The organism is Nitrobacter sp. JJSN, from assembly GCF_051912485.1.
In the GTDB taxonomy this organism is placed as follows: Bacteria; Pseudomonadota; Alphaproteobacteria; order Rhizobiales; family Xanthobacteraceae; genus Nitrobacter.
The window spans coordinates 2,848,653-2,874,222 of sequence record NZ_CP196822.1 but is presented as its reverse complement, the minus strand read 5'-3'; the positions used below and the strand labels follow the sequence as shown (position 1 = coordinate 2,874,222).

The 25,570-nt window shown below is 58.3% G+C and carries 12 protein-coding genes; 5 read left to right on the top strand and 7 right to left on the bottom strand.

What is annotated here, in order from left to right; genetic code table 11:
• Nucleotides 1-144: 144 nt before the first annotated feature.
• On the top strand, nt 145-807 hold the full coding sequence (locus ACSZOQ_RS14095; protein ID WP_439923106.1) for a hypothetical protein: 663 nt from the start codon (nt 145-147) through the stop codon (nt 805-807).
• Here the strand turns inward: ACSZOQ_RS14095 and terL are convergent.
• The 5 genes from terL to ACSZOQ_RS14070 form a co-directional block, all read right to left on the bottom strand.
• A complete protein-coding gene (gene terL / locus ACSZOQ_RS14090) occupies nt 785-2,203 on the bottom strand; it encodes a phage terminase large subunit (protein ID WP_439923105.1) in 1,419 nt (472 codons plus the stop codon). The genes ACSZOQ_RS14095 and terL overlap by 23 nt on opposite strands.
• Complete coding sequence (locus ACSZOQ_RS14085; protein ID WP_439923104.1) at nt 2,196-2,615, bottom strand: DUF5681 domain-containing protein; 420 nt, start codon at nt 2,613-2,615, stop codon at nt 2,196-2,198. The genes terL and ACSZOQ_RS14085 overlap by 8 nt, the downstream gene beginning before the upstream one ends.
• Complete coding sequence (locus tag ACSZOQ_RS14080; RefSeq protein ID WP_439923103.1) at nt 2,612-3,934, bottom strand: site-specific DNA-methyltransferase; 1,323 nt, start codon at nt 3,932-3,934, stop codon at nt 2,612-2,614. The genes ACSZOQ_RS14085 and ACSZOQ_RS14080 overlap by 4 nt, the downstream gene beginning before the upstream one ends.
• Before the next feature lie 469 nt (nt 3,935-4,403).
• Nucleotides 4,404-5,054 (bottom strand): hypothetical protein, encoded by a 651-nt coding sequence (locus ACSZOQ_RS14075; protein WP_439923102.1) that lies wholly within the window; start codon nt 5,052-5,054, stop codon nt 4,404-4,406.
• Nucleotides 5,055-5,292: 238 nt separating this feature from the next.
• Nucleotides 5,293-5,484 (bottom strand): hypothetical protein, encoded by a 192-nt coding sequence (locus tag ACSZOQ_RS14070; RefSeq protein WP_439923101.1) that lies wholly within the window; start codon nt 5,482-5,484, stop codon nt 5,293-5,295.
• Between the two features lie 238 nt (nt 5,485-5,722).
• Here ACSZOQ_RS14070 and ACSZOQ_RS14065 point away from each other — a divergent pair, with 238 nt between their 5' ends.
• The 4 genes from ACSZOQ_RS14065 to ACSZOQ_RS14050 all read left to right on the top strand — a co-directional run bounded on the left by ACSZOQ_RS14065 (nt 5,723) and on the right by ACSZOQ_RS14050 (nt 10,514).
• Nucleotides 5,723-7,168: a hypothetical protein gene (locus tag ACSZOQ_RS14065; RefSeq protein WP_439923100.1), complete on the top strand. Its 1,446-nt coding sequence runs from the start codon at nt 5,723-5,725 to the stop codon at nt 7,166-7,168.
• On the top strand, nt 7,165-7,626 hold the full coding sequence (locus ACSZOQ_RS14060; RefSeq protein ID WP_439923099.1) for a hypothetical protein: 462 nt from the start codon (nt 7,165-7,167) through the stop codon (nt 7,624-7,626). Before ACSZOQ_RS14065 ends, ACSZOQ_RS14060 begins: the two co-directional genes overlap by 4 nt.
• A gap of 207 nt (nt 7,627-7,833) precedes the next feature.
• Entirely contained in the window at nt 7,834-9,033 is a 1,200-nt protein-coding gene (locus ACSZOQ_RS14055; protein WP_439923098.1) for a radical SAM protein, read from the top strand.
• Nucleotides 8,937-10,514 carry a DUF483 domain-containing protein gene (locus ACSZOQ_RS14050; protein WP_439923097.1) on the top strand — a complete coding sequence of 526 codons (1,578 nt, stop codon included), beginning with the start codon at nt 8,937-8,939 and terminating at the stop codon, nt 10,512-10,514. The genes ACSZOQ_RS14055 and ACSZOQ_RS14050 overlap by 97 nt, the downstream gene beginning before the upstream one ends.
• A 652-nt stretch (nt 10,515-11,166) precedes the next feature.
• On the opposite strand, the gene ACSZOQ_RS14045 is transcribed toward ACSZOQ_RS14050, so the two are convergent.
• Together ACSZOQ_RS14045 and ACSZOQ_RS14040 are read right to left on the bottom strand one after the other, a co-directional pair.
• Nucleotides 11,167-17,823, bottom strand: coding sequence for a hypothetical protein (locus ACSZOQ_RS14045; RefSeq protein WP_439923096.1), 6,657 nt, complete (start codon nt 17,821-17,823; stop codon nt 11,167-11,169).
• Nucleotides 17,824-17,826: 3 nt separating this feature from the next.
• Nucleotides 17,827-25,524, bottom strand: a complete 7,698-nt coding sequence (locus ACSZOQ_RS14040; RefSeq protein WP_439923095.1) for a hypothetical protein — start codon at nt 25,522-25,524, stop codon at nt 17,827-17,829.
• Between the last annotated feature and the right edge of the window lie 46 nt (nt 25,525-25,570).

The following is a 25,570-nucleotide window of genomic DNA, read 5'->3' as shown; positions in this document are numbered from 1 at the left end:
CGAGACAGGATTATCCCAAAAAAGGATAATATTAACTCTGACCTGTTGTTCTGGGAGGGAAACCTTCTGCGCGTTGGCTATGAGCGCGCTTTGGAGCGATGGCTTCCGCGCCGGAAATTCACCGGCGCAACACGAGATTTGCAAATGGATAATTTGACAAAGCCGCTCTCAAAGGTTGGGCGAGGGGAAGCGAAATCGGTAACTCCGGTGGAGGTGGAGAAGCCGAGGCCTCTTGCGGTTAAACGCAGGGAACGCGAGAAAGCAGACGCTGACAAAATCCAGAAAATATTAGCGGATCAACTTGACGGCTATTCCGTCGAATGCGGAAGAAGTCTCCTTTATAAGATCGAGATCGAGACGTCAGGCCGGCTCAGCTATGATGCTGCCGGAGCGCCGATGCGCGGCCAGCATGCATTTCAGACCGACCTCCTCATTACGAAGGGGCCAACGCCGCTGGTGGCGATTGAGCTGAAATCGGGCACGTTTTCCAGCCATGACGTTATTACCTATTCAGCGAAAGCAGCGCGTCACAAAAAGATCTACCCTTATCTGCGTTATGGATTCGTCGTGGTCGGGCTCAATGCGCTCGGCCGTCGCTTCGTCACCCACAATGAGGGATTTGACTTTGCGATGGCGGTTCCCGACCGCAACAGCCTCCCGACCGATCTGGTCGCACTCGTGCAGCGGCAGATCGCAAGCTCGGAACGTCTGATCGAATTGCTGCAGCCCGGCTCGATCAACGTTCGTTCCTATGAGCAAAACGTCGCGATCGACTTGCAAGGATCTACCCCACCCATTCAAGGCTAGAATCATATCCAAAGGCTTTGAAGGCGAGCGCCTGTGTCAGGCTATCGACCTGATCGTCATGTTTTCCTTGAGGGAATGTGAGGAGTTCGGTCTCAAGTTCGGCCAGAAACGCTGCCCGTTTCGGAAAGTAGACGCGGCCGGCTTCAAATTTAGCCGCTTGCACGTACAATCGAGTCTCCTTGTCGCGATCAACCGGGATCGATTTGACGCGATATTGACCCGCCTGTTTGAGCTCCTGGGCCAGTGCGATGCCAGCCGATGTGTCCTCGATCAAAATTGCCGTCGGTTCGAAGCGCTCGGCCAGCGCGAGTGCGGTTTGGCGTAGCTTGGGATATTCATACCGGCCTCGCGTGACATCTAATAAATAGTAGTCGCGCTTTTCGACGATCAACCACGTCGTGCAGACCGACCAGCTGTTTTGCGCGCCGTCTTTTCCAGCGCAATCCCAGCTCTGGATGACCTTGTTAGGATATTTACACTCTGGCGCTGTATCGTAGTAACGCAGCCACCGTCTATGGATCATGGCGCCACCGGTCGGCACCGGGGCTTGCTGATATTGAGCATTGAAGGGTTCTGAGCCCATTTCGTCCCTGAGTTTCTTCAAGGTCTCCAGGGATTCGTAGTTTTGATGCAAGGCTTCGCCCGCGCGACGGCGATAAGTGAGCCCTGGTCCAACGGGAATTTGCTCGTCGGCCTCGGCGATAGCTGGAAGATTTAGGACTGTCCAGCCATCCGATTTCTCCAGCAAGTAGCCAGTCAAATCCTGAAGATGGACGCGCTGCATGACGATGATGATCGCGCTCCGCTCTTTGCTATCCAGCCGCGAGATCAGTGTGTTCGTAAACCATTGACTGACGTGATCCCGCAAAGGCTGAGATTGTGCGTCCGCGGGCTTCTGGGGATCGTCGATAATAAAGAGATCACCACCAAGCCCGGTGAGAGCGCCCCCGACAGAAGTAGTTCTGCGGAAGCCGCGCCGCGAGGTGTAAATGTCCGAATCTGCCGCGCGAGAGATCTGCGTTCCCTTGAAGGCCTCCCGATACCAAGCGGATTGCATGATTGCCCGGCAATCTGCGGCGTGTTTCGCTGCCAGTTCGCCCCCGTAACTCAGGCATATGATTCGTCGCTTTGGATCGTGACCCAGTAGAAATGCCGGGAAGGAAACGGACGTCATCACTGACTTCAAGTACCTCGGAGGCAAATTGATGATCAGCCGAGTGTTCTCTCCGTTTCGTATCCGCTCCAGTTCATAAGCCATGGCGTCCAAATGCCAGTTCTCAAAGAATAGCCCGCCCGGGTTGAGTGTTTTCAAGCTCCGATGCAGAAAACTTTTGAAATCGGAACGAACCAGGGCACGAAAAAGCTGCTGTTGATTCATAAAGCCTCCTTCAGCCATCTTTATTTGTCTCGAATTTCTTCAAGAAGGCATCCAGCACGGCTTTGTCATCTTCGCCGATTTCCGCATCAATGCTTGAACCAGTCGCAGCCGTGTAATAGCGATTGAGCAGAAAACCGACGCTCTTGATGTTGCCGCGCAGGCCATCCTCGGCGACCTTTCGCAGGATCGCTTCCAGAAGAATGATTTTCCGGGATTTGCCGCGCTCATTGAGCACAACCTTGTGGTGGAGAAGTTCGCGTAAGATCGTCTCCTCGCTCTTGACGCCCTTAGGGCGTCCCCTGGGGTTGCCGCTTCTCCCGGGCTTGAACTGGTGCGAGCGAGGTGGCTTGCCGTAGCCGACGTCATCATCTGAGGGCCGAATCTTAAGCCGTCGACGCGATTTGCCAGGCGGCCTTTCGTCCCGGCTCATTTGGGAGCCCTCCGGCGGGGCACAGCGCGGGCGGCCGCAACCTCATCGAAGGTCTGTCCGGTAGCTTTCAGAATGGCGTCGCGCCCAGTAAATTCCTGCCAGCGCCGGACGGCAGCATCGACATATAGAGGATCAATTTCCACGCCGTACGCATGGCGACCGACTTTTTCCGCGGCCAGAATCGAGGTCCCGGACCCCATAAATAAGTCCAGGACGATATCGCCGCGCCGAGAACAGTCCCGCATTGCGTCTGCGACGAGGGCGACAGGCTTGACGGTAGGATGGACACTTAGCTCGTCGAGCCGACCAGCTTTGAACGAATTGACGCCAGCATAGCTCCAGACGTTCGAACGGTTGCGACCATGACGTCCCAGTTCGATATTATTCTGATGAGGTGCGTCGCCACTTTTGTAAACGAATACAAATTCATGTGCTGAGCGGTAGAAACTTCCCTGTCCAGCATTGGTCTTCGCCCAAACGACGACATTCTTCAGTTCGGTGAAGATATCGGAGCCTGCAGCTGTAATTTCTGCAAGGTGTCGCCAATCCATACAAACATAATGGATCGAGCCGTCCTCGGAAAATTGCGCCCCGAGCCGCATCCATCTTTTGAGGAAAGCTTCGAATTGCGCAGGCGACATTTCACCGGAGGCAAAGGCAAATTCCCGATGTTTGATTTTGCCGCGGCCTACAACGTCTTTGATGCGAACGTTGAAGGGTGGGTCATAAAATCCCATCGCCGCGATTGTGGATTCCATGAGAGCGCGAACGTGTGCTTCTTTGCAAGAATCTCCGCAATAGAGGCGGTGACCGCCGAGTTGCCACAAGTCACCGAGCTGGCTTGTTGATTCGCGGGCGATCTGCGGTACTTGGTCGAGTGGATCCTGTTCGGGATCGACCAGATCGCTCAAGAGGTTATCTACTATGGCCGTCTCAAAGCCGGTGATTCCGAGCGTGAGACCAATTTCTGGTAGCAATAAAGCAAGCTCGCCGAGCTCTGAGGCCAGAGGTTTTCGATCCCAAGCCGAGTTTGCGGCAATCTTGTTGTCAGCGATGATGAGCGCGCGCTTCTCGATCTCGCCCAAATGCTTTAGCGCAATGACCGGCACTTCCGTGAGGCCCATCTTTTGGGCCGCGAGCCAACGGCCGACCCCGCATAAGATATTCCCGTGTTCGTCGATCAGAATGGGATAAGTCCATCCAAATTGTCGGATGCTGGCGACAATCTGCTCGATCTGTTTCTTCGAATGAATACGCGCTTGGTTTTTGCTCGGCCGCAGCTTGCCGGTCGAGATTTTGGAAATTGGGTGCAGACACATCGTTGCTCCATCCGGTTGGAATGAAGCTCTCTATATTCAGCATCTTCGGCAGGATTGCACGAATCTCGATCCAAGCCTGAATGTGGCAAGATTTGGAAACCGGATCATGTATGACGGTAGAGATCGTTCAGAATGCCTCGGTTCGCGTCTGCGGCTGATGCGTCGGGCTTTTGCGCCTTGCTTGCGCGCACGTTTCTCAACCAGCGCTCGATGACCGATCTTCGTTGCGGGCCATCAAAAACCTCAGACGAGGAGTCCATTTTAAGGACGAGACGTTTTCGATGCGGCTTGGTTGTGCGACGCGCGATCTTGTTGCGAGGGTTCGATCTGACGGGGACAAGAGCTTTCCGCTCTGGTGTTTTAGAAGGCATCTTCCTGTTCCTTGCACGTTTCGTGAAGGAAGCATTCTGCCTGCAAGTGACACGAAGCGCGCCGTCAGCGATACAAGTCGAAATAAGGCCGAAATGTCTCAGGCTGCTCGAGGCCGGCGGTCGGGGATGCGAATGCCTGCCTTCGCTAGCGAATTGGAAATTGTCTGTTCTGACGGCAGATCGAAGGTTGGATAGGTATCTTCGAACTTCGCGCGGATTTGCTTCAATAATGGCACGGCCAGAGCAGGCCGTCCCGGCCCCTCGGTCAATTGAGAGAAATCAAGCAAGCGCTGGCTTGGCAGCGCGTCGCGGTACGAGTCTGGAAGGCCGTCTCGAATGTTACGATAACAGCGGCTTTCAGCACCTTTAATCATGGACAGCGTGAGGTAAATGATCTTGAAATCAAGATCACTCAAATCATATGGCATCTGAGCGGGTATGATTTCGACAGCACGAAGTCGACGGCCATCCGGCAGTGTGACCGCCCCACTGAAGTCGACGGTCGCTCCGTCTAATACCTGCACTTCAAACTTCGTCCTTGCTTCCTTGTTGTGTTCGAAAGCTGAAAATTGCTCTGCCGCGCGAAAAGGAACAGCATGGCCTTCCGTGCCATCAGCGCCCTCAAAAACAACCAAAACCTGCCAAACGATCTTGCCTGACGGGATCCTCAATGGACCGCTGAGGATTTTTGCCCGATCGCGCTCGTTAAAATTAGCGCTTGCTACCAGAACCTCAATAGCATCCGCCATTGTTCGTCGATCAGACGAACCATTGCAGCAGAGCTTATAATCAATTGGCATTGGTTGATGTCTACGGCAGACCGAATCAAGAGCAAGTTGCCACGTTTGTGGTACGAGTCAATTTGCGATCTGAGTCTGCCGGCTAAAATTCGAGCGATAGGGCGTTCGCGGAATAACCGTTATGGAATGCGGTCGTCAGCGGCGCGGCGAAGAGCCGAGGCTTGCTGCATGGGCGAGGTTAGATCGCCTACGAAAGCTCCGCCTCGGTCGATTGTTCGACCTCAATTGCCCATACCGATCGACCGATCCGGCAAACGGCGTTCGGCCCCGCAACGCCACGCAGGCGCGCGTCGTGGTTATCCGCGACTCGCAAAAGCAATTTATCGCGCAATTGGAGCACCCGCAGCTCGTGGTCCACATCGCGCCTGAACTTGTGCATCCCGGTCATCCTTCCTGCCCTTGAGGCTCAAGAGAAAAGGATGTCTCGAAAGTCCGTACATTCCTACAGATCCTACGTATGCAACTCCTTGAAGGGCTGCAAAGCTCACTTTCTCGGCTCAGACAAATGAAAGCGGAAGCGCCGTTTTTTTTGTTTTTAGATTGTGTCACGATTTAAAAGCAAGCAAGCTAGCGCCATCGAGCGATCCCAGCCGCACTCGACCATTGGAGGTGCACTTGTGACCACCGTCCTCGAAGCGATCACCGGTTTTCTTGATACCCTAGGAATTGGCACCCTACCAATACCGCCCATGTCCAACACGTTGGATGCACATGTTCCCGATTTGAAAGGGGTACCGCGCGACGGGGACGGAATAATCTGCCAGCTGGAAAGTACCGGAAAACTGGATGGTGGCGATTCAGCCCATAGGGCTGGTGTTGCGGCCTTTTGCAACAGCCCCGCGGACACGGCACTTCTTCCCAAGTTTGAAACTGGCGGGCTTATGGTTCGGCATCCGACCCAACAGCCGTGGAACGATTGGAGGAATTGTAGTCGCGATCAACTAAAGGGTTATACGGCCGGATGCTGGCGAGCGGGACGCATCGACATAAATGAAAGGCTGCTGCATGCACATGCGGCGCGGTCATTTACTTGCCAAAACATCCAGGAGGATGAGCCCGGCAAACCATCGAAGATTAAAAAACCTCCCATCGGCGACGTGTTACTGCCAGATGACGTGATGTGTCTGCGCATCACTGCGGGCGAAAATTCGGCATTTTTGGACCTCGCTGGCCAGTTGTCCCTACACATCGCCATTGAAACCGCAGACCGAGACGCCAAGACGGACAATAACAATTTGATGCTCGAGAGCATCATATGTGGCCGGCTCAACCTATTTGTGAAGGTTCATTCGAATTACGAAGACTTCCTCCGTTATTATTGGACTGATCAACGCGGCCAGGCGCGAATGGCGGAAGAGCTAATATGGGTGGTCAAGCAAGAACTCAAACGCTATCCCACACTGGACGTCCCTCTGCTGCCGGCAAATCTGCTAAAACTTCTGCGAGGGATCGACCTAGGAGCAGAATTTAAAAACCTAGATCCGGCACACCACGCGCAACTGGCGACGAGGTTTCTGGAGGCTAGTCTAAAAGATGCCGCGAATACATTCGTTGTTAGTATGAAGTTGGGAGTTGAAGGGGCAGTTAACGAATTTAAAAAGCTGGGCGCTGGAGTGGATCAAATTGCGAAGGCGCTCGCGAACGTAAATCAAACGCCGAACGCAATACGCGCCGGGCTTGCGGCTTGTGGCTTTCCCGCAAGCCTTATAGCACCTGCAATGCAGGCCGCGTTTCCCGGCATTCCGCATGTTGACACGTTCGTTGCTCCACACGCTGACGTCGTTGCCATTCCCCATACCGACGTTGCCCCGGTGCACCAGGATGTCGGCGCGATCCATGCAGATGCGAGGACGCCTCACACGGATCAGACCGGACCTCATGCGGATCGGTCGGGCCCGTTTGGCGCTCATTTCGATGTAGGTGGCCCTCATGCAGATGTGGGCGGAATACATACCGACATGCTTACAACCCCGCACGTCGACGTGAAAATCTCACCTCATGTTGACGCCGGGCCGACTGTCCATGTCGACACGCCGCCGGTAGGTCATGTGGATACGCCATGACACCAGAAGACGAGGAGGCTACGCTAAAGGATGCCGCGAATACCATTGTGGGCGTCTACGAGGCTGTCCGTGAACTCAAAAAGCTGGGCGCGACTGTGGATCAGATTGCGAAGGCACTTGCCGAAACAAGTCAAACGCCGAATGCGATTCGCGAGGGACTCGAGACCTGCGGCTTTCCCGCCAACCTGATAGCGCCTGCGATGCAGGCTGCCTTTCCGGGCATCCCGCATGCTGACACCTTCGTAGCTCGTCCACATGCTGATGTCGCCGTTCCCCATACCGACGTTGCCCCTGTTCACCAGGATGTCGCCCCGATCCATGCGGATGTGAGGGATGTGGACGGAAAGCATAGCGACGTATTTACTACGCCGCACGTCGATGTTTACGCGCCGCATTTGGACACCGGACGGATCGAACATGTCGAGCTGCCACCACCGGTACATGTAGATACGCCTTAGCTCGCTCGTATGCACGTGCGTCGGTGCCAATGTAAAGTCAAACGAATGAGGTTGTTCGGAACGAGAGATCGCAGAAAAAAATTTAATTCTAGTTCCGGATCAATTGTTGGCGGCGCCCGGCACGCCAATGCCTGGAGAGCTAACTAACTTCAAGGGTGGTCCTCGCTGCATTCAGTCGATCAGTTGAACCAAGATGGAAAGAAGCAAATGTCGGTAGAGGTTCGGCCGCTTGGCGTTAAGTGCAATATTTCCTGCCATTACTGCTATCAAAATTCCATTCGGGCGATGGGTAGCAACGCGAAGGAATATGATCTAGACCGAATTAAGGAGGCGGTTCTCGCGAAGGGGGGACCCTTCGCGCTGTTTGGCGGGGAGCCCCTGCTGATGCCATTGCATGACCTTGAGGATATGTTCGCCTGGGGCTTCGCACACTTCGGCTCAAGTTCGATACAGACAAACGCGGTGCTGCTGAACGACGAGCACGTCAAGCTCTTCAGGAAATATAAAGTGAGTGTCGGAGTGTCAATCGACGGCCCCGACGAATGCAATAGCGCACGTTGGGCGGGCAGCGTGGTGCGAACATCGACGGCGACGGCGAAGGTCGAACGCGCATTGGAGACGCTTCTGTCCTCGGGCATTCGCCCCAGCGTGATCACCACGCTGAATCGGTTCAATGCGACTGCGGCCATGCTTCCGCGCCTGATCGACTGGTTCCGCTTTTTGGACCGGATCGGCGTTCCATTCGCGCGAATCCACCTGCTGGAAGTGGACTCGAGTTCCGTGCAGGAATCTCTGGCGTTGTCAGCATCCGAGAATGCCTCGGCGATGCTGGCTCTTGGGGAGTTGGAGCGTGCGGAACTGCAAACGCTGAAGTTCGACATGTTCGGAGAGATCAGGGCACTGCTTCTCGCCAACGACAAGGATGTGGCTTGCGTCTGGAGGGCATGCGACGCCTACACGACCGAGGCGGTCCAAGGAATAGAAGGGCATGGTGAAACGAGCAATTGCGGCCGGACCAACAAGGCTGGCGTCGATTATGTGAAGGCCGAGGCGAGCGGGTTCGAGAGGTATCTCGCGCTCTACCAGACGCCCCAGGAACACGGCGGATGCAAGGATTGTCGCTTTTTTCTCATGTGCAAGGGGCAATGCCCTGGCACTAGCATCGACGGCGACTGGCGCAACCGCACCGAACATTGCGACATTTGGTTTCAGCTTTTCGAGCACGTAGAATCGCGGCTGTGCGAGGACGGATATGTTCCCATATCCCGGGATCGACATAGACTCTCTCTCGAAGGTGCGATGCTGGCGGAGTGGGCGCAACGCCGAAATCCGACATTGACGAAAGTTTTGGAGAAAATGAGAGTGCAGGCTCTCACCAAGCTAACAGAAAATCCGGCTGTGAGTTAATGAAATTGGATCGACTTCCATTCACGCTCCCGGATTTTTGTCGGACAAGCTGGGTCAGCGACGCAGCAAAGGACCGCTGGAACCCGGTGTTCGAACAAGTTCGGAGTCTCTGGCAGCGCCTTGAGCTGGCCACCGTCGCGATGGGCCGGCGGCAAGCCGGCCTGATATGCATTCGCAGCGACGAGCTGAACAGGTTCGGGGCTGAATTAGCGACGCACGGACTGGACCTAAAGCCGCTCCCTTCTTTCGACACGAACGGGTATGTCTCCGATTTCAATGGCTGGAACGCTGGTACCAGATTCCGCATGTGCGCGGTTGGTACCCCTCGCGTGGTGGACGAAGCGAGCGATGCCTATCGATCCAGCTCGACCGCCGTCTTGGGGCGCCTGCTTGGGTATCCGTCGTGTTGCATTGCATTCTTTGAGGATGTCTGGGATCGCCAGCGCTGGATCGATACGACGTGGCCCATGGCCGCGAGGGGTTTGTTAGACGCACCGCAAACCGTATCCATAGTCGAGTTGATGGCTCGGCCTGAAAACAACATACTGCTCCGATGGCTGGGCATGCGCCCGGTGTTTCATCTGCCTTGTTCGCTAGAATGCGACGCGACCTATAAAGTGGCCAATGAGATCAAAAACGTCGCAAGGGACATCGGTGAGCAGGCTGGGCTCGATAATCTGTACGAAATTTTGAACTGGCCAGTACAATGGTCGGCACTGCATGGCATCGCCGAAATTGAGACGCCGGTGATGCGGATATGCGCGCGGACGGACTCTACGGCCAAAAAGTGCACCGTTAGACTAAGCGGCGCCGGGGGCATGGTCTCCAGCGCCGTCTATGGCAACAGATTTCCGTTCAAACCGCGTCCGTTTCGAAATGCCGTCAGCGCCGCCGCTACACCGGCTCCCATACGAGTTGTCAAACGCGCCCCTGACGATCAGGCTCCAGCGGAGACCTGGTATCATGCAGAGAGCGGCTTCCGCTCCAGAATTGATATGGATCGGGCTTTCGCCCCGCTGCTGCGCGTTATCGCGGGCGTCAAACCACGTTCGGTTCTTCACTTGGGCTGCAAGAACGGGGCTCTCCTTCACAGGCTAGTTCAGCTGGACAAATCCCTGAAGGTGTTCGGTGTGGATCGGGAAGAGGCGAAGATCGAGCGAGCGAAGACACTGTTGCCGGACCATGCTCTGGGATTCTGGTGTAGCGATTTATCCGACAAGGTCGCCCTAGACCGAATTGGTCGGATCGATGCATGTGTGCTCATGTTAGGACGACTGTTGGAGGTTCCGGCTGATTGCGCATTGTTCATCGTGGAGGCAATAAGTCGCCAAAGCGGGACGCTGATCGTCTATGCATTCGACGATTGGCTGAAGGGGCAATCCCTCCAGGAGATGGCTGGCAAGCTGGGCCTGGCGCTCGAAGGCGTGGTCGAATTGAACGCTTCCGCCTGTGGAGTGCTGATCCACGAGTCGCGACTATGATGCGGCCAAATAGAGACGCCTTGTGTAAAGCAGTTTATTTCGTGCCGAGCAGAGACAGTGTCTTGACCATAACCCGTCAAGCAATTGCGTCCCAGGCCCGTTTCCGGTGCCGGACTCAATCGCATCCGATCGCATGACCGAGGTCCTCAAGCTCCGCGCGGGATTTCAAAAAGACGCCTTTTCACCGTTGGAGCCAAGCGGGTTATCGAAAGCCCCTTGATTGTGAGCATCGACCTTCTCAAACCGGCCCTGCGCAGGGAAGTCCTTTTCGATCTGTTGCGCACCCTAGATACTTCGTGGGGTCTTGCTTTCATGTTTGTGCTGGTCACTCTTCAGTCTCGATCACTAGAGCGGGTTCGCTGATTTCCGATTCAGGACGGGATTCACAAATCGCGCGAATAATACGGTCCTTTGTCGCGATAGCGAGGGGGGCGAAGCATGGCGCGAGCCTACAGCCAGGATTTGCGTGATCGCGTAATCGAAGCCGTTTTGTCTGGCGTCTGCACGACAGGCTGCAGCCTGTTTCGGGATTGGCGAGGCCACAGCGATCGTAAGTGCGAAGAACGATGTCCTTCCCGCCGAGCACGGGAATTTTGCCACGGCGCGCGCCACAAGCGTCGACCTTTATTTGAGCCAACACCTTGGGGTGTCCTCAATGTCTGACGATCGGAATAGGTGGCGATACCGAGATTACGCGGGCCTGTGCTTCGTTCATCATGTTCAGGCCCGTAGGTGATACACTGACCGTCGGTTCGACCTCGCTGCCGGACGAGAACAACCAGTCGAAATCGAGGGGCGCATGCTCATTATCGTTCGACGAATGAAGCAAGGAAATATCGGTCCAGAATTCATGGCCGGCTGGCGCAATGGCATCGACGGATACGAACAGGCCCGGATTCCTGTTCGTCGATGTAGTCAGGACGAGCGACGGCTCGATGTCAGGCGCTTTTTCCCGCGTTCCGTCGGAACGCAGCAGATGAGCCACGGCGACGGCTTTCGTTTCGGCAGGACTATTACGTTGTTGCAGCAGAGACAGTTGAACGCCGATCGTAAAAAAAGTTGCCGTATTCGTCCATTTGAGCGGGATCGTCATCGGGACGGAGCTAGAGTCTGGCGTCTGCCATAGCCTGATTTTCAGTTCAGTAAAGACCCGTTGGTGTGTGGGCGGCCCGACGATCCGGAAATGAAACCGAAGGCTGCCGCCTGTCTTGCTGGCGTTGCTAACGAACCCGGTCGAAACAAGATCGAAATAGGCGGTCTTGTATTTCTTCGCAGCCAGCACACTGCTGTCGCATACGATCTGCGCGGGCGTCTCGAATTCGACGATGCGAGCGACGTGATCCCGGGGCTGATAGGGCTTGCCACTTTGGGTCGTCCCATCCGGCGCGATCATTACAGCCTTGTTGTCCGGCAGGACGGCGGTCCGGCAAAAAAGTTCCACCGGCCGTCCCAATTCTTTCAGGAAATGCGAGGTGATGATGCCCAGATGGCGATGGACGTGCAGGGGATAGGGTTTGTCAAAGGTCGACGGGCTCAGCCAGACTGGTACGTTTTCGACGCCGTTCAATTCGAAGGTGAGAGCGTGGTGATTGGTGTCGAGTGCGGCGACCAGTTCGCGCACGTGCCGACGGTTCAGGATCCAGCCTGTCCCGTCCGGATTGAGTTTTGAAATGTGAAGAAAATCGAAGTGGCGGCTGGTTTTGGTCCATCTCAGGAAAGTTGGCGCGCTGGCCATAGTCACACAGGCGGAGCTGGCCTGGAGCGGTTTCAGTTCGACGAACGGTGGCTTGCGGACGGGATCGTCCGGGCTCGTCTTTACATCCGACGGCGACCATTCGAAGCTCCCGAGCATGAGCGGCGCGTTGATCTCGCCGCGCGCGGTGTTGGCCAAATTCGTGACCACGAAGATCGAAGTCGAATAGCGTCCCGGCGCGACCGGCTGGTGCAGGATTGTCAGACCGGCAAATTTCGCCCTGTCGACCTTGAGAATCGACACCAGATCGCCCGCTGGCGTATCGCTTGTTGCGCCGACCCCGTCGATGGCAAGCTTCGAGGCCTTGACCTCGATGATCGGGTTGCTGGTTTCCAGGGACAACAATGGCAAGGGTTGTTGCCGGCCGTCGATCGCATAGGCGAGCAGGGCTCCGGGGGAGGCCTTCGACCCATCAAAGGCAAGCCACCAGCAACGCTCGCCATCAAGTCGACGATCTGCTTTTCGCTCGCTCATCGTCCAGTCCGGATCGATGTAGCGGCGCATCGCGATGCCGACGAACAACTCCTCGAGCGGCGGCTGCTCCCCGAACAGCGTGGCGGGTGCGAGCGAAAACATGGAATTCGGATAGGCGGGCGCCGGCGCGTCGACGTTGTCGAAGGTGAGCCCCAAGGGGCCTTCGCTCCTCAGCACAAGGCCGAGCGCAGTGTCGCTCTTCAGCGGGAGATAGTCGAGGCGCGGATCGGGGCCTGCCTCCTCGCGCGCGTCCCGGATCTCGACATGCTTGCTGTCATCCTCAAAGCCGTACCCAAAGCCGGTCTTCACCTCGGCAGCGATCCGGTCGGCCAAGCCGCCACACGCGAACGGCGGCTCCTGAAGGATTGCGGCCACCGGCGGCGCTGGCTTGTTGGCATAGTCGCCGTCCGGCGCCGTGGTGAGTGGAATCAGGGCTCGCAATTGGGGGCGGGTCAATTGTATGCGCGACAGGTCCGCCAACATGGCAACACGCATGGTCCAGCCATGCGCCGGTGTCTTAAGATCCTTGATCGGCCAGGCAATAACTTCGCCACGGTCGCGGTCCTTGAGCGCGCCGGCATAGCGCGAACGCAACGTAAAGCGGTGGCGGAAATAGGTGGCTGATTCCGAATTCCAGTAATGCTCCTGGAGTTTGTTCCGCGCGGGCAACGGGTCGAGGCAGTGGGTCATCGTATGCGCATCGACATCGGGACGATTGAAGAATGCTTCAAGCTCGAACTGGGCTAGTTGGCTTGCTTCGCCGTTGAGATCGAGCGGAATCGCCGGTTGCGGAACTGGATCATCCACGGCCCCGTGAAGCCGGTGCGCGCGGGGATTCGCATAGTGATAGATCGGCCGTCCCGTCGTACGCCAGCGCTGTGTCGTCACGTCAATCTCGCCGAGCAATCGCCACTGACGGAAGTGATTTGGGTCCGTGATGTCGGCGGCCGTCATCAGATCGAACCGGCGCGTGCGCTCGATGCCCTCGGCGGTGATCACGGCCTTGGCCAGATCGATCGCCGGCTGATTGTTCTCTCCCTTCTTCGCTGCGGCCAACTCGTTCATGCCGTCATACATGGTCTCAATGCGAACGGCTGCCGCGGGGAATACGAGATTGCCGCCCGGCAGCTGGCGCGTCGCGTATTGCATTAGGCCCGGGTGAAATACTGACGGGTGAAGACCCGCTTTGAAGTGTCCGAGCGGAACGGCGGAATCGATCGAGAGCCGTGCGACGACTCCGTCGGGAACCGATGCCGAAAAAGGCTCGTGGGATCCCGCCGGCGTCTGTTCCAGGCTCAGCGAATCCCCCGGCGCCAAGCTGATCCTGAACTGAAACAGCTTATCCAATGGTTCAAAGACATAGCGGCGCAAGCGCCCCGGCGTCCACGGTATCGGGTCATTGCTTCCGGGCCTCGGAAGATTCTCCTTCGTGATCATCTGATCGATTAGAGTGGAAAACGTGCGTCCGAAATTGCGGAGCTTATCCTTGAGCGGATGGATCTGGTGCGTCACTCCCTGCGCGACCTTGTCCTTGATCAACGCATCATGAAGCACGATCTCAATCCGCACGTGCTCCACGGCGGGATCAGGTAACCGGTCGAGAAGGGAACCGAGAACCGGATCGAGGTGGCGCATGACATAGGCGGTAATCAACGCCCGCTCGAACAACTCGACGGACTGCCCGATGGCGGCATCGTCCCCCGGCAAGAAGAACATGTCGTTCAGCAGGTCCGTATTGGCAAACCATCGATCGAAATCGAGGTAACCGATCCGCGGTGCTGAAACTGTGATCGCGACCGGATCCGAAAGGCCGTCCTTCCACGCAGCAGTCGCCGGCGCGAGCAACAGCAAGGGATCGCCGACGTTGTCGCTGTTCTGCGAGCCGATATTGGCAAACGTCATCGACGCCTGCTTGCCGTTGTCCGCATCAAGCACGAGACGCAGCCAGCCGGCGACAGCGCTGCCAGCCGAAAGCGGCTTCGTGGCAACCAAAATGTCACCGCAACGGACGGAAAGCAGACGCTCGAACGAGCCCGGCGCTTTCGGCTTGAATTCGATCCTTATCGTGATCTTCGGAAATCTCGTAAAGCCCGGCACGGACGCTTCGGCGATCTCAAAGGTTGCATCCCCAAGATCTTTCGGATCCGCGGCAGGCCGTTCGAAGAAACGCACGGTCAACTTTGCCGGTGCGCCGGCGAACTCGATGTTGCTGATTTGCCACTCGAAGTTCTGGTCCGCGGTCATCTTTCCGCTGCCGTCGGCTTCGCGCAGAATATCGCGTACGCCGGGTTCGTCTTTTTCAGCCTGAAGGCCGACACGCGGATAATCCGTCGCGAGCGGCTTCACTCCTGGAATCTGCGCGCCGATCCGGGGCGGCCGATTCGGCCTCGCGCTCTCAATCACGGCCATTTGTGCAATCGCGGTGCGACGCTGATAGTCAGCCTCACCTACCAGGACCAGCGACGGGTCTGCCGCGGCGGGTATTGGCTCTTGTGGGGCAGGCTTCGGCATCCACGGCGATTCCGGACCCAGCTGTAAGGCAAGCGGCAGCGTTCCAGCGTTGCTGGTGACGAAACCAAAGGTCTTGAATGTGCGCCCGAAGGCCAGGCGTGGGACCCTCGCGAAGCCATCGTCCGCAACATGTGGATCGTGCCGGTAGAAGGGACGTTGTCGCGTCGGGTTCGGCTCGGCCTCGTTATCGACGATGCGAGCGTCGATGGCCCGGTCGGCGAACGGGAACCCCTGATACTCGATGAACATGGGACTGCGACCGTCGCTGACGGCCGGCAACATGGGATGGATGGCGCTCGTCACGTCGGGAGGCGGCTCATTAGCCGGATCGTTCTGGGGCGGCGGCTTCCAGCCCAGGTCAGCCAGATTCGCGTGTGCCCACAAGTCCGGCGCTGCGCCGCTGTCCGCGCGCTGGATAATGACGCCAATGCCGTTGAGGTGCCTTGCGAAGTTGTCGATCCTGCTGCCGTCAATGTTGGCGGCAATCTGGATCGCCAGCGGCTGCGGTGCGTTGTCCGGAATGAAGCGGGCGTTCGTATCGTTGAGGGATCTGAGCGGCGCGACGGCATCGGCAAAGCCGTCGTTGAGGTGCCGTCGTATCGCCTCGACCTTCTCATCGAGAAGCAGCTTGAAATCCGCGGCAGGCAGCGTGTTCTTATCGGTCAGCAGGCACACGTCGAGGGCAGGGCTAACCAGGGCGCCGGCGATCGGCTGAAAGCATTTTACCGCAGGTGGAAGCTCGTCCACGCCGAATCGCCGAGAGAAGAATGCGCTCTCTGTGGCGGATACCCGGAGCATCAACGAGCTTTGGCTGGTTCCGTCGAGCTTCGTAAAATCCAGCAAATTCCGGACGAATGAATGGCCAGTTGCGCGTCGCGTCGCCTCGGCGCCGTTGAATGGGCTATCAAGCAGGCTCCGGTAGGCGGCCCACGCCGCGTTGAATGCGGCTTCCACCGCGTCCTGAAGTTCGGAGTCGGTACGGTTGATCTCGCGTAGATAGGCCTTGGCGACCAAGGTGGCGAGGGCCAGTCCGTTGCCGGTCTTTGCACTCTCGACGATTTTGACGATCGCGGCTTCGGCGCCCGCTTCGTCCTGCAGCGGCTGCTCCAGGTCGAGCAAGGCCCGCGAGAGGATTTGGACCGAGTGCTTCGAAATGCTCTGGGCGTAGACCTTCGCGGAATCGGGAATCTTGCTGTCGCCACCGCTCGCGTAGTGGGCGACGATCGCCGAGATTAACTCACGTTCGTTTTTGACGGGGTCAGCTTTCGGCGCATCGATCCCGTATATTTGACAAAGCGCACGGGCAAGATCCGCGGTACTTTTCACCGGGCCCAGGGCCGTCAGCGGGCTTGCGGTGAGTCCAGATCGCAGGGCTGCAGTGATCTTGTCCTTCTCGAACGCGGTATCGGCCAGGCCAAAGCGCTCCTGGAGCGGCCTTAGCGTGGTCAGCATCGCCGTCACCAGCGGCGCAAGAAGATCACCTTCGCTGCTGCGCTCGAAGGTAGGATTTGCGGCGGACGTCGGTTTGAGCAGAGCGATCACGAGATTGTCGAGTGTGGAAACAAGCCGCGCAACGACGTACCAGACAATCGAACCCCAATAGGGGACTTCGATTGGCTTGCCAGCCTGATCGACGGCGGTGATGAGTTTGATGCCGAAAAGCTCCTCAAAGGCTGGATCGTCGCCAGGGTCCTTGGCGCGCGAATGGAGCGCGGGGTTGGCAGCCATCAGCGTCGCCGCGCGCTCTTCGAACCACACCAGCGTCCGGCGGACATTTTCGGCATCCCTGTCCACCCTGAGGTAGCCGTCGGACGCCAATCCCTGGTCGATCTCGGATGGATTGAGCGCCTTGGTGATCCCGTCGCCGATCAGGTTGGTCCGGCAAACGACTTTCCCGAACTGGGCGATCGGATCGTAGGAGTAGTCGAAGGCGGCAGCCTCAATGCTTCCGGATGGATCGTCGTGCCTAGCGTTGAACTCAGGCTTGGCTGGCGGCTCGGCCGGTTTGTCGAAGTAAGGTAGGATGATAAATTTATGGTCCGCGATTCTGTCGCGCGCGATCCGGACGATGTGCGTCAAACCAAACCGGTGCGCGACCGGCGCGTTCCAAGACTGCGCTGCGGCCAACCGGTGCGTCGCCGTCGCGTCGTCGGCGTCGATGACAACGTCGGGATGACCCGGCTCAGAAGATGCTGTTGACCAATACCGTGTTGTTCCCTCAGCGGCGTCCGGTTTCTGCTCATCGAGCCAGTCCAGCAGAATCTGGGGGTTCCCGGCCGGCGACAAACCAGAGGTGCAGTGGACGGAACCCGCATAGTCAAGCGACCATCCGGGTTCGGATACCGAAAACAAGTGAAACTTGACGTTCTGAACGTCGGAAAGGAAATCGAGAAACTGCTGCTTGGCGGCGGTCTCTTCGGCCCCGATTTCTTCCGCGGTCGTTCCCTCGCCGCGGCAATCCAGACTCAGATTGACGGCGAAGGAAAACGTTTCACCGTTTGCGTCGCTCTGGTGAAAGCCGGTCGGTTCCTGGTCGACCAGGCATTGAAGGATCGGTGCGATAAGCCCCATGTCCTAGTTCCTCGCCTTCTTGAGCTTGTCGGCAGCGTTTTGCAGCTTCTTCAATCTTTCGTCCGTCATCTCGACATCGGCACTGGTCGAGGTGACCATCTCGGACTTGCCGCCGCGCATTTTGTATTTCGCGTTAGCGCGCGCGGTTATCTTGAAGAACTTCGAGATACGAATTTCGACTGTGAGCGAGCCGTCAGCGTCGATCTGCCCGTTGTCGCGATAGGTCATCCGCAGCATCAACACGATGCCGACGGTGACGATGCCGGCAACGTCGACGTGGCCTGCGATCACCAGGACGGCCGAGATCGACAGGCCGCCGCCGGGTTTGCCGATCACCTTGCGGTAGGCGAGGGTGCCCGACAACGTAATGAAGACCTGGCCCGAGAATGGACCGAACGCGAAGGCAAGCGACGCTGATCCGCCGGCTCCCGCCTCGACGGTAACCGTAAGCTCCTTGTCGAAAGGTCGGTACTCGGCGTCGATCTGGATGTAGCCGGCGCCGCCGATGATGAAGATGGAGAAGATGAACGGCCGCTCTATCGTCGACAGGTTGAAGCGGTTGGCCAGCATGAAGTCCGGGAACGCCAGCAGCTTGAAGTGGTTCTCGATCGAGATGTTCGATACGCCGCTGGTCGCAAAATTCAGCGACATCGGCGGCAGTGCAAAGTCGTGCTGCACGCCGACCGGAATGCCGTTCTGCTTGATGACCTGAAGGCCGCCGATCTTGTCCGGAAACAGTGTCCCCAGGAAATCCTGGATAAACTGGAACGATGGATTGAGGCGAATGTTCTTGGGATCGAATTCGATCTTGAGTCCGGTTTCGCGGGTAAAGTTCAACCCGAATTTCTCGAACCGCACCATCGACTGGCCACCGACGACGAGATCGATCATCGCACCAATGTGACCGTAGCCGGTCTCGGTCACCTTGTCCTGGTCCTTGGATGCCGCCTCGAGCCGGACCTGGCCTGTGAGGCGCATGTCGACGAAGTCGGCCTTGAAGACACCGATCGAAAACAGGCTGCGGCGGCCGCTCATCGGCGCGTCGATATCGACCTGCACCCAGGCCCGCGCCTGCTTCTTGTCGAAATCGTGCGTGACGCGCACGGCGTCGCTTACCCCGGACGGGATTTTGTAGCCGTTGAGGAGATTGTCGAGCTTCGTTCCGCCGAAATTGCGAAATACCTTGCCGATGTCGAAGTCGGGGAGGTTGGCGGGCAGCAGGCGGTCACCGATCCTGTCGAACGGCAGCGACAGGCCGAGCGCCTTCAGCTCGTCTCCGAGCCGGTTGAACAGCGCGTTGGCCTTGGTGGTCTGGACGATATCGTTGAGCTCGTCGAAGCCGGAGCGGATGCGGTCTATGTCCGCCTTCAGCGCCGCGATTTCAGGCGCCGTGGTGACGGCGGAATAGAGCTTGAGGATGTTGCTGGGGGCGGCAAGGATGCCGCCGTCATCGAGCTTGCTGAACCGGTCAAAGACGCGATCCGCGTACATCCGCGCCGTTTCGTCGGCGCGAGACAGGTTGTTTTGCAGACTTCGAACCGAGCGATCGAAGGACTGGGCAGCTTTGATCAGGCCAGCGACATCGTCGGGAAAAGTACTCAGGGCCTGATCCAGGTTCCCGAGCTGACTTTCCAGGGCGCTGTAGGCGGCCGCCAATTGCGAGTCGAAATAGTCTTTAGCGTTGCCAGCCAATTTGTTGAAATATGCTTCAACGTCCGCCACGCCCTCGGATAACTCGCTACAGACCTTGGAGACCTGATCGAACGCTCCAAGCGCGCCCTCGGTCAGATTGCGGGTCAGATCGCCAACGGTTTCAACCAGTGATCCAAGCTGAACTCTGATCTTGCCAACGGCTTCCGCGATCGCAGTCAGTTCCGTCGGCGGGATGCTCTCGGGAAGCGGCGCAAGAAGCTGGCTCAATGCCCGCTTGATAACCTGGTCTTTGACGACATTCTGCAGCAGGCTGTCGGGCGCCAGGGCGTCCTGCGCGTGTTGCAGGCCTTGCTTCACATCGTCAACGATCGGCAGAACCGTGGCAGGTATTCTCCGCAGATTGAGCTTGATCTCCGTCAGCGAAGAATCCAGGAACCTGGTCGCTGGCAGCACCACGGCGTCGATCTGGCTTCCGATCTTCGAAAGCCATTGGTCGGGCCATGCAACGATGTCGTCGATTTCTCTCCTGATTCCGCCAAAGGTGCTGTTGAAGTCCGCGGCAAGTTTATCCGCGTGTTCATTCGCAATCTCAGTCGCTACCTGGACCAGATCCTGCACCTGGTCGGTGACCGCCTTGGCGATATCCTTCAGGGCCGCAGTCAGCGCACTGGCCGCAAGGGTAATTTGGGTAACGGCGTCGTCGGCGCGTTCGTCGAAGGCCTTGGCCTTGGCGCGAGCGTCGGCAATCGTTACAATTGCCGCGTCGCACGCGGCTTGCATCGCCACCAGCGCGGCCTTTGCCCTGTCCTTCAGCCCTGTGGAGAGGTTGGATGCGTCGACCTTGGCGGTCAGTTCATTGAGTTTGCCGCCACCGGCCTGCTGACCGAGTTGCTGAAGCGACTTGTCGATCTGTGCGAGAAGCTGATCGACGAATCGCTGAACGCTTGTGACCTTGTCGAGCGCGCCGGCCTCAAGGATCGTGGCTTTCTTCAGCGCCTTTGCGACATGCCCTGCGACCGTCTGACTGACCTCGTTCAGTTCGACCCCGAGCCGATGGCGCGATTCCTCGATGGCCGCGTCGATATCTGTCTCCAGATTCGAGACGCAGGCCGTCAAGCCGGCCCGAAAGGCCTGACGCCGCTCGCCGGACCAGGGTTTGGCCTGATCGTAGCCGTTAACGAATTGTTGGATGCGCTGCTGTGCCCGATCGAAGACCGCTTCGGCCTCCGCTTCAAAATCGATCACTACGGCTTTTGATTTCTCGACGCCTTCCTCCACATTTGCGATATCCTGGCTCGCCTCGCTGAAGATAGGCTGTATGTACGTGACGGCGCGGGTTGTCAGTTCGTCGATTGCCTTTGCCTTTGTTGCGCCTGCTGCAAAGGGCTGTATTTCCGCCAGCATGGCGTCCGTCTGAGCGACCCAGTCCTGCAATGCGGAGCGAACCAGCATCTCCTTGCGCTGGATCATCCCCACGGCATCGGATTTGAGTTTGCCGCAAAGCGACGGAGCGGCCTTCAGCCCCGACACGAAACCTGCAAAATCTTGCAGGTTTTTCGGGATCGTCCCCTTCAACTTGTCTTTGAAGTCTCCTTTCCATTGTGTGGCCAGCTTGGCACGCGCGGCATTGAGAGCGTTGACGTCCTTGTGTTCGTCGCGGAACGCTTTGACCAACGCCCCCACATTGTCCGAGAACGCCTTGGCTCCATCGAAGCCGGCGTTCTCGCCCTTGCTGTCCCAGTATTTAAGTGCCGAGAGCGTTTCGCTTACTCCTTCGGCGGGGAACCTGGCGGTAATATCGAGCACTTTCGACAGTACATGCTCATCACCGAGCGCCGTTGGTACGCCCGTGGCGTGTGTCGCGCGCATGAAGCTGACGCTGTCGAGCCCAGCATAGACCGGATTTTCCGCTCGCCCCGCGTTGAGCGCCGCTTTTTGCGCCCCCGGTGCAAGGCGCCAGGTGAAGCGGCGAAGGCCGGGGAGGATGCGGCCTACCGAGCGCCGGCGTCCTTCGAAGCCTTTCTCGTTTTCTGGTGGCCCCTCCGAAGACTTCGCATCCGCTTTCTTGGCGATCTCCTGTGCCATCGGCATGTTGGGAAAGTCGAGATTGAGCCGCGATACCCATGTATCGGTGTCGGCCGTCGTGGTGGTGCTGAAGTCGGCGAAGAAGAACAAGTAATCCGGGTCGAGGCACTCCTGCGCGACGACTGGCTTCTGGCCATCGCCCTCGGCCGTCGACACGAAGGCAATGTCCGGCATTGCATAGACCTGCGGACGCTCGCGGGCGCTGAGCCTGTTCCACAGTGGAATTTCCCAGCCGAAGGTTCCGACCTCATGCGACCAGGCGCTGTCGACATTTATGATCTTCGAATTGAAGCGCACGCGTTCCAGGAAGCCGGCGCTACGCTGCGCCGCAGTGGTGAAATCCGGGTAATTGCGCTCGGGCTGCAACAGCTCGATATATTCGCGCACCTTGCGCAGGATCGGCCGGCGGGACCGCGTCCTCTGCTCGTCCTCTGCTTTCTTCGGCGCAAATTGCGCCGATGGATTGACTGTACGTTCGTAGACGACGACGTGCTTGGCCCGGTGCCAGAACGCGCAAATGCGGCCGATCACCTCGACCTGCTGGCGCTGAACGTAGCCGTTGCGGGTATCGCTGATGATGGTGACCTTGCCGCCGAGAAACTCGGCCTTCTGCACCGCATCGCCGCCTGTCGGCGACAGGGCGATGGATTCGATGGCGCCGCCGTTGGATTGTGGCGCGCCCAGCAGCGTCCTGAATAGATTGAGCGATTCGACCGGCCACAGCGCACCGCCGCTTAGTCCTTGCGGATGGTGGCGCGGATAGGCCTCCATCTCCGATGGCACGTTCAATGGATCGAGGCCCGCGATCTTCGGCAACGATTTGTAGTCGTCGGCGCTTTCGGGCTGCTCGCGCGCACGCTGGTCGATCAGGGGGGCGCGATGCAGGGCGGTATGTCGCAGCGCAAATTGCGCGCCGTCGGTAAAACGCGCCGGCGTGAAGTCGATAGTTGAATCGAGATCGCGCGCCCAGATTTCCAGCCGTTCCGGCCGGCGCAAAATCGCGCTTCTCAGCGCATTCCAGCGGGCGGACAGCCGCGCGTCGGCGTTGAGTTGCTGGGCCGCGCCGGTCAGCCGGCCCGTCAGCGCCTCGATTTCGGCAACGCGCGCGCCGCGGGCGATGGAGCGCTCCCTGGACACGTCGATGCCGACCGGCAGGCCGTAGAGAAATTCGGCGCGCAGGAACGCAAGCGCGGCACCCAGACCATATTGGCCGGATTGCCGGAAGATTTCATAGCTGGTCGATTCCGGCATGAAATAGGCGCGCTCGACGTCGCTCGGACTGATCCAGATTTCCGCCGATGGTGTCAGGCGGAATTCGACGGCGCGACGCTGGACCTCGCTCGCCGCATCAAGCTGAAGCTTTCCATTCCTGTCTCTGATCGGGTTGCCATCCTCGTCCGTCAGAATGCGGCGCACAAATGGCCTGGGAGGCGTTTCCACATCAGGGTCCGGATCGCGGAGGTCATGGATTTCGAGGCGTCGCGGCTTGTCGGCGCTTTCGCCTACGGCCTGCGGTGGCAAGACGTAGTGGTAGTACTCGGAAACGCGCTTGTACTGCCAGATGCGGTCGTCACCTGAATAGACTGCAACCGATGCGTTATCCTCCTGGCCCCGGTCGTATAGCGCCCGTTGTGTGAAGCGAAAAATCGTGAACGGTTCCGACGACAGCACGACATAGGATCGATTGCCGGTCTGCTGGGAGTCTTCCGAAATGCTGGCCTTTAGCCAGCGGTCCTGCGTCGGCGACAGGGTTTCCGTGACTGTCAGCCATAGCCGATTGTCCGGCGCGGAGGAGTTTTCCGGACAATCAAGGGGTATCAGGAGCGGAGCGGGACGTCCGCTGCGATCGCCGCGGGCTACATCGACGCCAATCGGTTCAACCTCCGCTACCGGAATTGCGAGGCTGATTTCCGCGGCGATCCGGCCATTGGGAAAAGTAAGAATTGGGGCGACATTCCCTAGCCCAAGCCGCGTTCCGCGCCCACCAATGCGAATGTGGCCGGTGTCGGGGTCGACGAGCGCCGTCGGGATGTTGGCGAAGCCGCGGAATTGCAACGACGAAAGACGGCCGTGCCAGTCGTTGGTTATTGGCGTCGCTTTGACATGGAATGACGCAAAGAATGGCGCGTCGTCGCCGATGGTGTCAGAGCTTTGCGGTGGCCACAGCTTGTCGTGCGAAAGCGTCAGTGTGAGCTTCACATTGGAGGTCTGGAAAAAGGTCAGTGCGCTCGCTTCCAACTCGAGGCTGGTGTTTCCCAGCTCCGTGGTTTCCTTGGTCGAATCGTTGGGCTCTCTGGGGTCGCGGAGCCTGATAAGGTCGCACCGGTTTGCCAGGCTGAGCCGCATCCCTGGGCGCCGCCATGCCATCTCTGCATGACCGGGTGGCGGACGGCCCCACCTGATCTTGCCTTCCTCGTCAAAGGTTGCTGGAATCGGAGAGCCGTACAGCGTGAAGCGTACCCACCCAGGCGCCCTTGTCGTGAGATCGGGCAGGAACGAGTGAGGCTGGCTGGCCTCGCCGGGCTCCATTGCGTCGCGAACGGCCTGGAACGAGTAGGCTCCCTGCGCCAGCAAGCCGGCGCGAAACTGCGTGGTCTCGTCGACTTTGGCGCCAATGTGTTCGTTGTTGGGGAGGGTCTCAGGCCAATGCAGGCGAACCGTAACCGTCGGCGACCAGTCGGCGTCGCGGTGAGCGCTCCAGATTGTGTCGCGTGTAATTTCCCACGAAAGCTCACAGTCGACCGAAAGAACCTGGCCGACCACCAGCCAGCCCTCAATCTCGGACGCCTGTTCGCCTGCTTGGATATCCGCAAGACCAAACTGGGTGCCATCGGCCAGGCGTCCACCGATTTCATCTTCGAGTTGGATACGCAGTTCCTTGCCGTCCGATCGGAAATCGCCCTTGTTCATCGAGCGCTTCGGGATCGGCGCTATCGTGGCGCGGTAGATCAGACTGAATTCGTGAATATTGTTGCAGTCTTCGCTGATCGGAGAGAAGCGCAGGCTGGAATCGAACGTCAACAGGGGTGTTGGACTGAGCCAGTCGAGTTCGTTGTAGGGCAATGAGAAGCCATAGGGCCACAGGATGTCCTGCAGCACCGCTTGCCGGTTCTTCGGCCAGTATTGTCCGGTGACGTCGCGATGGCGATTGTACAGGGCAAAGTCGCCGCCCGGTGGCCGCCCGTATTCCGCGAAGCCGAACTTGCCCAACTCCTTGATGGCCGGATTGCTGCTTCCCTTGAAGGGGAAGGATGTGTCGGTCGGGCGCGTCTCGTCCTGCGCCAGATTGGGGAACGCGTCGCCCTTTGTCCATCCGGCCACGAGCGTATCGATGCCAAGCAGGCCAGCGGGCGCGGGTGCGAGGCTGTACACCGCGGCAAACGGAAAGGCCGCGACGTTGTTGCTGGTATCGTCGCTAAGACTGGTTCGCCGGACCGGAAAGGGCAGATGGAAATTGAAATAAAATAGCGACTTCGTCTTGCGGCAAATTCCCAGTGCCGAATAGACCGTCGCATTTTTTCGGTATTCGCACTGGGTAACGAGCGGCCATTGCAGATCGAGCAACGGTGCTGACTGCCTGCTGCCGTCCCGCTCGCGGTATTGCTCGAACAGAAACGCGCCGCGAAAGACCAGCCAGCTGCCATCCCGCAGGCTTGACGGCGGCTGGGTAGTGTCGAGCCAGATCCGGCAGTCTTCTTTTTCCCTGGCCCTGAACCATTCAGCCGCGTTGTTGGGAGTGAAGTCGAATAGGTGCTCCGTCAGCAAACTCGCCGGCGGTGGAGGATCGCCTGTATTGTCCGTCGGGTACCAGCGCAGATAAGGACGACGTGGCCCGTCCGGAGGCTCGCCTTCCCTGACTTCGTAATGGATTTCGACAATGCCAGCGGCGACGGCTGGGTTCGTGGCCGGCGCTGCTGTCGGCGGCCAACGGAATTTGCCGTATAGCCTGAATGCAAGAGCCATGTGCGCCCTCAATGCAAACAACGTCGCCAAATTGGCCGAGCGGCGG